Source organism: Acidovorax sp. CF316 (assembly GCF_000276605.1).
Taxonomy (GTDB): domain Bacteria; phylum Pseudomonadota; class Gammaproteobacteria; order Burkholderiales; family Burkholderiaceae_C; genus Acidovorax.
Map to the genome: position 1 here is coordinate 21826 of NZ_AKJX01000167.1, position 7570 is coordinate 29395.

Below are 7570 nucleotides of genomic sequence, written 5' to 3' on the forward strand. Positions count from 1 at the left end.
TGGGACGCGCTCAAAACAGAATTTATTGTGAAACTCCGTAACACCATTTTGGGAGCTGGTTTGTGGGTGGTTGCCCTGGGCGCCTCGGCGCTTTCGCTGGGCAGCGGCCGGGGCGCCGTGGTGATCGGTTCGCCGGTCGATCTGAGCTTCGACATCCAGCCAGACCAGGGTTCTGACGTCGCATCGTCATGTATCGGAGCCACTCTTGTCGCGGGTGATACCCCTGTCAGCCCCGCCCGGGTGCGCGTGACACCCCAGGCCGAGTCGGCCGGGCGTGCAGCATCCATCCGCGTGCAGACCTCCTCGGTCGTCGACGAGCCAGTTCTGACCGTCACGCTCACCGCTGGCTGTGCGGGCAAGGTGACGCGCAGCTACACCTTTCTGGCAGACCCGCCTGGGCGGGTTCCCCCTGTGGCAGCCGGGCAACTGCCGGTCGTGTCACCTGCGCTGGCGGGCGGCATCGGTGCCGGTGCATCGGGCCTGGCCAATGCCTCTTCCCCTTCTGACCGCGCTGCGGGCGGTGCCCCGGCCCGTGGCGCTGCGGAGGCGCCGGCCCGGTCGGCCCCTGCCAGGGCTGCCAGCGCTGCGCCGCGGGCCAGCGCCCCGGCATCTGCGGCCCCCCGTGCCAATGCGCGCGTGATGGCCAGTGCGCAGGCACCGGCGCCTGCAGCTGCTGGCCCGCGCCTGGTGCTGGAGCCACTGGACCTGTGGCTGGAAAGCCCGGTGGCCCTGCGGGCCACGACCCAGCTGCTGTCCGCCCCGGCGGAGGACTCGTCGCCCCTGCGCGCCGAGGCGGCCGCTGCCTGGAAGGCCCTGAACGCCACGCCCGAAAGCCTGGCGCAGGACGCCGAGCGCCTGCGCGTGCTGGAGGCCGAGGCCAAGGCCGTGAAGGCGGGCTCGGCCCAGCAGCTCGCTGCCACGCAGCAATTGCAGCAGCAGCTCGACGAGGCGCAGGAGCGCTTTCCGGCCACGGTCGTGTATGTGCTGGGGGCCTTGCTGGCACTCGCATTGGGCCTGCTGGCCTGGGTGTGGCAGCGTGCAAGCCGCCAGGCCGTTCTGTCCGAGAAGTCGTGGCGCGAGTCGGTCAAGGTCAGCGCGGTCGATTCCAGCGCCCCCACGGCAGGGCAGGTCGATCCCGGATGGGAACCGCTCGAAACCCTGCCTGTCCCATCGGTGAAGGGCGATTTGCTGGCACCGTCCGGCAGTGCCGCACTGTTCAAGGATGTCAAGACTGCGTCCGCGCCAGCGCCGCTGTATGCCGCGCCCACGGCGGTGGCTGCGGCCGCGGCCGTCCGGCTGCCGGTGCAGGCCAAGGCGGCAGCCCCCGCCGCCGAGCCGGCACGGGCCCTGAAGATCGTCAACCCCGACGACGTGTTCGACATCCAGCAGCAGGCCGAGTTCTTTGTCTCGGTAGGCGAGCACAACCAGGCGGTGGAGGTGCTGCGCAAGCACATCGTGGACCACAAGGAAACCACGCCCGTGGCCTACCTGGAGCTGCTGCGCCTGTTCCACACCCTGAGCCGCGCCGAAGACTTCATGCAGCTGCGCTCGCAGTTCATGCGCTACTTCAACGCCAAGGTGCCCGAGTTCTCGGCCTTCAACCGCCAGGGCCGTCCGCTGGACCGTTACCCCGACGCACTGGCCGAGATCGAGGCCGAGTGGAGCTCGCCAGCCGTGCTGCACACGCTGGACAAGTTCCTGTTCCACCGTGCAGGCAACCAGGCGGCCGAGCCCTTCGATCTGGCTGCCTACGATGACCTGCTGCTGCTGCTGGGCATCGCGCAGACCACGCCGCCGAGCATGCGGGGAGCGCCGCCACCGCGCAAGCGCACCACGCCCACGGAGGTTTCTTTCGAAGCCGCCGCCGAGAAGGGCCTGAACTTTCTCATGCCGCTGGAGAATACGGAACCCGATTTCCCGCTCGACTCGCTGGCCGCCAGCCTGGAGTTCGACTTCGGTGGTGCCCCGGCATCGTCTGCGCCCGCGCCGATGGCGCGGCAGTCCGGCCCTGCCGAGCTGACCCTGGAGCCCGCTTCGGGAATGGCACCCATCGGCGGGGTTTCCTCGGCACCAGCCCCGCTGACCTCGGCGCAGCCGCGCAACCCACCGGCCACCTATACCAAGTCGTCGGTGAGCCTGGACGTGGACCTGTCCGAGCCCCTGCACCTGACGCTGAGCGACCTGCCGCCCGTGCCGGTCACGCCCCCACCGCCAGCCGGCCAGGCCGTGGGCTTCGGTGCGGAGAACGACCTCATGGAGCTGCGCCTGGAGCTGGAGCAGCGCAAGGACGACATCGAACGCAGAAAGTAGCAAGAAAACAGGCCCTTAGGGCCTGTTTTCTTGTGGGGCCGCCAAGCGGACGGACCCCGATGCGTTGCGTCGCGCAAGCGCTGGCTAGTGTTCTGTCCCGTAAATAGATGCCAAAAATAAAACCGATGGATTTCGCGCCAGGGCAAGGCGCAAACCGCAGCGATAGCCGTAGCTATCGCGAGGATTTGCAACGCTGCCCTGGCGTGAAAGACGCGGTTTTATGGGCATTTATTTGCGGGACAGGACACTAGGCGCCTTGCATGGCCTGCATCAGCGCCGTCGCCGCCTCTTCCGGGTCGGGCGCATTGACCAGCGCACGCACCACGGCGATCGAGCCCACGCCCGTGGCCAGCACCTCGGGGAACTGCGCCTGCCCGATGCCCCCGATCGCCACCTGCGGGTAGCTGCGCAGCAACCGTGCATAGCCGTGCAGCCGGCCCACACCCTGTGGCGCGGTGGCCATCTTCTTGAGCGTGGTGGGGAATACGGCGCCCATGGCGATGTAGCTCGGGCCCACGGCATCGGCACGCAGCATCTCGGCATAGCCATGGGTGCTCACGCCCAGGCGAATGCCCGATGTGCGCAAGGTCTGCAGGTCGGCCGCGCTCAGTGCGTCCAGGTCTTCCTGCCCCAGGTGCACGCCGTAGGCGCCGGCATTGATCGCAGCGCGCCAGTGGTCGTTGATGAACAGCAGGGCACCAGTGCCCTGCACCGCCTGCACGGCGGCGTTGACCTCGCGCTCGATGGCGGCCGGGTCGTCCGACTTGAAGCGCAGTTGCACCGTGGGCACGCCTGCGCGGGCCATGCGGCCGACCCAGGCGGCATCGGGCAGCACGGCGTACAGGCCCAACGCATCGGGGCCGGTGGCAAAGGCCTGCGCGCGCGGCAGGCCCTGCAGGCCGAAGTCGGCGGGCTCGTCGGGCCAGGCCTCGGGGTTCACGGCGCCGGTGCGTACGGTACGGGCCTGCCAGGCGCGGGCGATGCACTCGGCATCGTGGGCGATGAAGCCCAGGGTGCTGGCCGCCTGCAGCGCCGCCAGGTAGGCGGGCTCGCCGGAGGTGGGCGTGGGCACAGGTTGCGGCGCGAAGCCTGCAAACGTGGCGGCATGGTGCGCCACGATGGCCTTGGCCAGTTCGGTGGGGGCGGTATCAGGCATGGTCGTCGTGGTGCCAGAAGGGGGTGCCCAGCACGGGGGTGCTGGGCTGGGCGGCGTCCTGCGCTGACATGGCACCGGCCAGGCGTGCCGTGCGGCCAGCGTGCACGGCATTGGCAAAGGCGCCGGCCATGGCCACGGGGTCCTGGGCCAGGGCCACGGCGGTGTTGAGCAGCACGCCATCGTAGCCCCACTCCATCACCTGGCAGGCATGCGAGGGCAGGCCCAGGCCGGCGTCCACCAGCATGGGCACTTTCAGCCGCTCGCGCAGCATCTGCAGCGCATAGGGGTTCACCGGGCCGCGGCCGGTGCCGATGGGCGCGGCCCAGGGCATCACGGCCTCGCAGCCCACGTCCACCAGGCGCTGGCAGAGCACGAAATCCTCGGTGCAGTAGGGCAGCACCTGGAAGCCTTCCTTGATCAGGTGCTCGGCCGCACCCACCAGGTTCAGCGTGTCGGGCTGCAGGGTGTAGTCGTCGCCGATCAGTTCGAGCTTGATCCACGGGGTGTTGAACACCTCGCGTGCCATCTGCGCGGTGGTGATGGCCTCCTGGACGCTGTGGCAGCCCGCGGTGTTGGGCAGCACGGGTACGTCCAGGCGGCGCAGCAGCTCCCAGAAGCTGCTGCCCGACTCGGCCGGGTTGCTGCCCTGGCGGCGCAGCGAGGCCGTGACCATGGCGGGGCGCGAGGTCTTTACCGCAGCCTCCAGCACCGCTGGCGACGGGTAGCGCGAGGTGCCCAGCAGCAGGCGGCTGGCGAAGGTCTGGCCGTACAGGACCAGGGGATCGTTGGGTGTGGTCATGGTGGTGGGAGGGGTTCAGCCGCCGGTGACGGGGGAAATGACTTCGACCTTGTCACCCGGGTTCAAGGCTTGCGCCGCATAGCGGCTGTTGGGCACGAAGATGGTGTTCACGGCCACGGCAAAGGGCGGGCGCGCGGCGATGGCGGCCACTGCGGCGGCGACGGTGGCGCCTTCGGGCAGCTCGTGCGGGATCTGATTGATGGAAACGTTCATGGCGATAGGGCGGCCGCAGCCTCGTGGGGCTGTTGCAGCAACTGCAAGTTCAAATCGAATCGGGGGGCGAGGGCGGACCGGCCCGTGCCCAGCACTTCCATCACCACGTCCAGCATGGCCGGCGCGATCATGAAGCCGTGGCGGTACAGGCCGTTGACTTCGAGCACCCCCGGGCGCTGCTGGCGGATGGCGGGCAGGTTGTCGGGCAGGGTGGGGCGGCACTGGGTGGCCACCTCCACGATGCGCGCCTCGGCAAAGCCGCTGTGCACGGCGTAGGCGGCGCTCAGCAGTTCCAGGGTGGAACGCACGCTCGCGGGCGACAGGTCGTCGGACTCGATCTCGGTCGCGCCGATCACGAAGAGATGGTCTTCCTTGGGCGCGATGTAGATCGGGTAGCGCGGGTGCACCAGGCGCGTGGGGCGCTGCAGCGTGACCTCGGGTGCATGCACACGCACCACCTCGCCGCGCACGCCGCGCAGCGCGCGCCACGGGTCGCGCGCACCCAGGCCGCGGCAGTCCAGCACCCAGTCGGGCTGGCTCGGCTCGCCGGGGGCAAAAGCATCGGGGTGGCGCGGCGCATGCCAGTGCGTGCGCACACCCAGGCGCTGCATCTCGTGCAGCAGGGCGGCCAGCAACTGGCGGTTGTCGAGCTGGCCTTCTCCAGGCAGGTAAAGGCCCTTGGTGAAGCGCCCGGCCAGGGCTGGCTCCACCGTGGCCAGGCCCGTGCCGTCAAGCACCTGCAGTGCTGGCAGATCGGGGATGGCCCGGTGGTTGGTCTGCAACTGGAGGGTGAGGCGCTGGGCCTCGGCCGCATCCTGCCGGTGCCAGACGATGAGCGTGCCTTCCTGCTGGAAGAACACCGGTTGTGCCAACTGCGAAAGCAGTTGTGGCCAGCGCACCAGGGCGTGCTGGCCCATGCGCACCACGCCCGGTTCGGTCACCGCCGACTCCGCCAGCGGCGCCAGCATGGCGGCGGCCACCGTGGCGGCTGACTGCTCGGCCGCAGGGCCCGCGGCGTCGTAGATGTCCACGGCGTGGCCCTGGCGCGCCAGTTCGACGGCCAGCAGCCGGCCCATGAGGCCTGCGCCCAGAATGGCAAACGACGAGGAGGAAGAAAGGGTCATGCGTCCAGCTGTGCAACAACAGGTGGACAAAACGGGATGGCTGCTTACCGTCGCTGTGGAAACTCCCCACGCCAGCATGACCTGGATCGGGTAGCGGGGCCGCACGCAGCCCCAGGGTATTTTCTCAGTCGCACGCCGTATCGGCGGGACACCCCTGTTTCGTCCGTGAACCGCAATTACAGCACATTGCCCCTGCCGTTGGCTGACCCAGGTCATAAGGGATAATTTCGGCCCTATGACTTCAGCCCCTTCCAACGCGGCCGCAGGGCCCTCCACGGCCCCGCGCTATGCGCGCGTGCTCTCGATCGCCGGCTCCGACAGCGGGGGCGGCGCAGGCATCCAGGCCGACCTCAAGACCTTTGCCGCGCTGGGCTGCTACGGCATGACCGCCATCACGGCCATCACCGCGCAGAACACCCGGGGTGTGACGGGCATCCACGGCATTCCGCCCGAAATGCTCAAGGCCCAGATCGACGCCGTGGTGCAGGACATCGGCGTCGATGCGGTGAAGATCGGTATGCTGCATTCGCCCGAGGTGGTGCACGTGGTCGCCAACGCCATCCGCGAATACCGGTTGCCCCACGTGGTGCTCGACCCGGTGATGGTGGCCACCAGCGGCGACCGCCTGATCGCGCAGGAGACGGTCGGTGTGCTGGTGCGGGAGCTGTTCCCGCTGGCCGAGGTGATCACGCCCAACCTCGACGAGGCCGGCTGGCTGCTGGGCCGCACCCTGGCGGGCATGGATGACCTGGAGCAGGCCGCGCAGGATCTGCTGGGCCTGGGTGCACGCGCCGCGCTGCTCAAGGGCGGTCACCTGCCGGGCGACTGGGTGGTGGATGTGCTGGCCACGGCGCCCGGCCAGGCCGGTCACCGCCTGCAGTCGGCCCGCATCGCCACGCACAATGGCCATGGCACGGGCTGCACGCTGTCGTCCGCCATCGCCGCGCACCTGGCCCTGGGCCAGCCGCTGCAGCAGGCGGTGGAAAGCGCCCGCGCCTACATCCTGGGCGCGATCGCCGCGGGTGCCCAGGTGGTCACCGGTGGCGGCCATGGCCCGCTGAACCATGGCTATGCGCCGGTGGCGCAGCGGGTTTTCTGATCAATCAACCAGTCAGGCTTTGGGTCGTGTTACCCAGGCCAGAGCGAAGCTGAACACCAGCGCCGGCAGCGCCGATCCCGCGCCCGGCAGCACCAGCGGCGCCACATGGTAGACCGCGATGCCCACCAGCCAGATGGCCACGGGCAGCCAATGGACCTGGGCCGCGCGCTGCAGCAGCGCCGGGGCATCGGTGCCAAAGGCCAGGCGGCCGAGGATCACGCCGAACAGGGGCACGAACACCGAGCTGAGCAGCAGCAGGAAGGGCTCCAGGCTGTGCATGGGCAGCACCAGCGCCAGCGCAGTGCAGCCTGCGGCCATCACGATGCCCCAGCGGCGCACACCCCAGCGCGGCAGCAGGCTGTGGGCCGACACGGCGCCCGAATAGGCATCGCCGTAGGCGTTGTCTACCTCGTCGATCAGGATCAGCGACAGTGCGATCAGCCCGCCCTGGGCCAGCAGCAGGGCCTGCACCAGGTCCTTGCTCGGCAGGGTCAGCGCCACCAGCACGCCGAGCGTGTAGCACCACATGTTGGCCAGCGCGTAACCCAGCCAGGTGCCGCGCAGCGCCGATCCACCATGCTTGCCGTGGCGCGCATAGTCGGCCACCAGAGGCAGCCACGAGATAGGCATGGCGATCACCAGGTCCAGCGCAGGCAGCACGCCCATGCCGCCGGCGCCGGGGCGGTTCCACAGCTGATCGAAGCCCTGGGCGTGGGCCAGCGACAGGAACTGCCAGCTCAGCCACAGCAGCGACAGCACCACCAATGGCAAGGCCACGCGCGCAATCAGCTTGCGCACCAGCTGCACCATGGATGCGCTGATCAGCAGCATCACCACACCGCCCCACAGCAGCGTGGCCAGCACCGGCC

7 protein-coding genes and 1 riboswitch are annotated in these 7570 nt (G+C 69.4%); of the genes, 2 read left to right on the forward strand and 5 right to left on the reverse strand.

Features of this window, described 5'->3' with window-relative positions:
* Positions 1-66 precede the first annotated feature (66 nt).
* Positions 67-2310 (forward strand): FimV family protein, encoded by a 2244-nt coding sequence (locus PMI14_RS21610; protein ID WP_238541878.1) that lies wholly within the window; start codon positions 67-69, stop codon positions 2308-2310.
* Positions 2311-2557: 247 nt separating this feature from the next.
* Here PMI14_RS21610 and PMI14_RS21615 read toward each other — a convergent pair whose 3' ends face one another.
* Genes PMI14_RS21615 through PMI14_RS21630 form a run of 4 tightly spaced genes read right to left on the reverse strand, consistent with a single transcriptional unit; the run spans position 2558 to position 5602 of the window.
* A complete protein-coding gene (locus PMI14_RS21615; protein ID WP_007857514.1) occupies positions 2558-3466 on the reverse strand; it encodes a thiamine phosphate synthase in 909 nt (302 codons plus the stop codon).
* A complete protein-coding gene (locus PMI14_RS21620) occupies positions 3459-4265 on the reverse strand; it encodes a thiazole synthase (protein WP_007857515.1) in 807 nt (268 codons plus the stop codon). Before PMI14_RS21620 ends, PMI14_RS21615 begins: the two co-directional genes overlap by 8 nt.
* Positions 4266-4280: 15 nt before the next feature.
* Positions 4281-4478, reverse strand: a complete 198-nt coding sequence (gene thiS / locus PMI14_RS21625) for a sulfur carrier protein ThiS (RefSeq protein WP_007857516.1) — start codon at positions 4476-4478, stop codon at positions 4281-4283.
* The gene (locus tag PMI14_RS21630; protein ID WP_007857517.1) at positions 4475-5602 is read right to left on the reverse strand and encodes an FAD-dependent oxidoreductase; all 1128 of its coding nucleotides are present in this window, start codon (positions 5600-5602) and stop codon (positions 4475-4477) included. Before PMI14_RS21630 ends, thiS begins: the two co-directional genes overlap by 4 nt.
* Before the next feature lie 46 nt (positions 5603-5648).
* Positions 5649-5768, reverse strand: a riboswitch (TPP riboswitch).
* A gap of 69 nt (positions 5769-5837) precedes the next feature.
* On the opposite strand from PMI14_RS21630, the gene thiD reads away from it, so the two are divergent.
* Positions 5838-6701, forward strand: coding sequence for a bifunctional hydroxymethylpyrimidine kinase/phosphomethylpyrimidine kinase (gene thiD / locus PMI14_RS21635; RefSeq protein ID WP_007857518.1), 864 nt, complete (start codon positions 5838-5840; stop codon positions 6699-6701).
* Between the two features lie 12 nt (positions 6702-6713).
* Here thiD and PMI14_RS21640 read toward each other — a convergent pair.
* On the reverse strand, positions 6714-7570 hold an 857-nt coding region (locus PMI14_RS21640), incomplete at its 5' end, for a cytosine permease (RefSeq protein ID WP_007857519.1).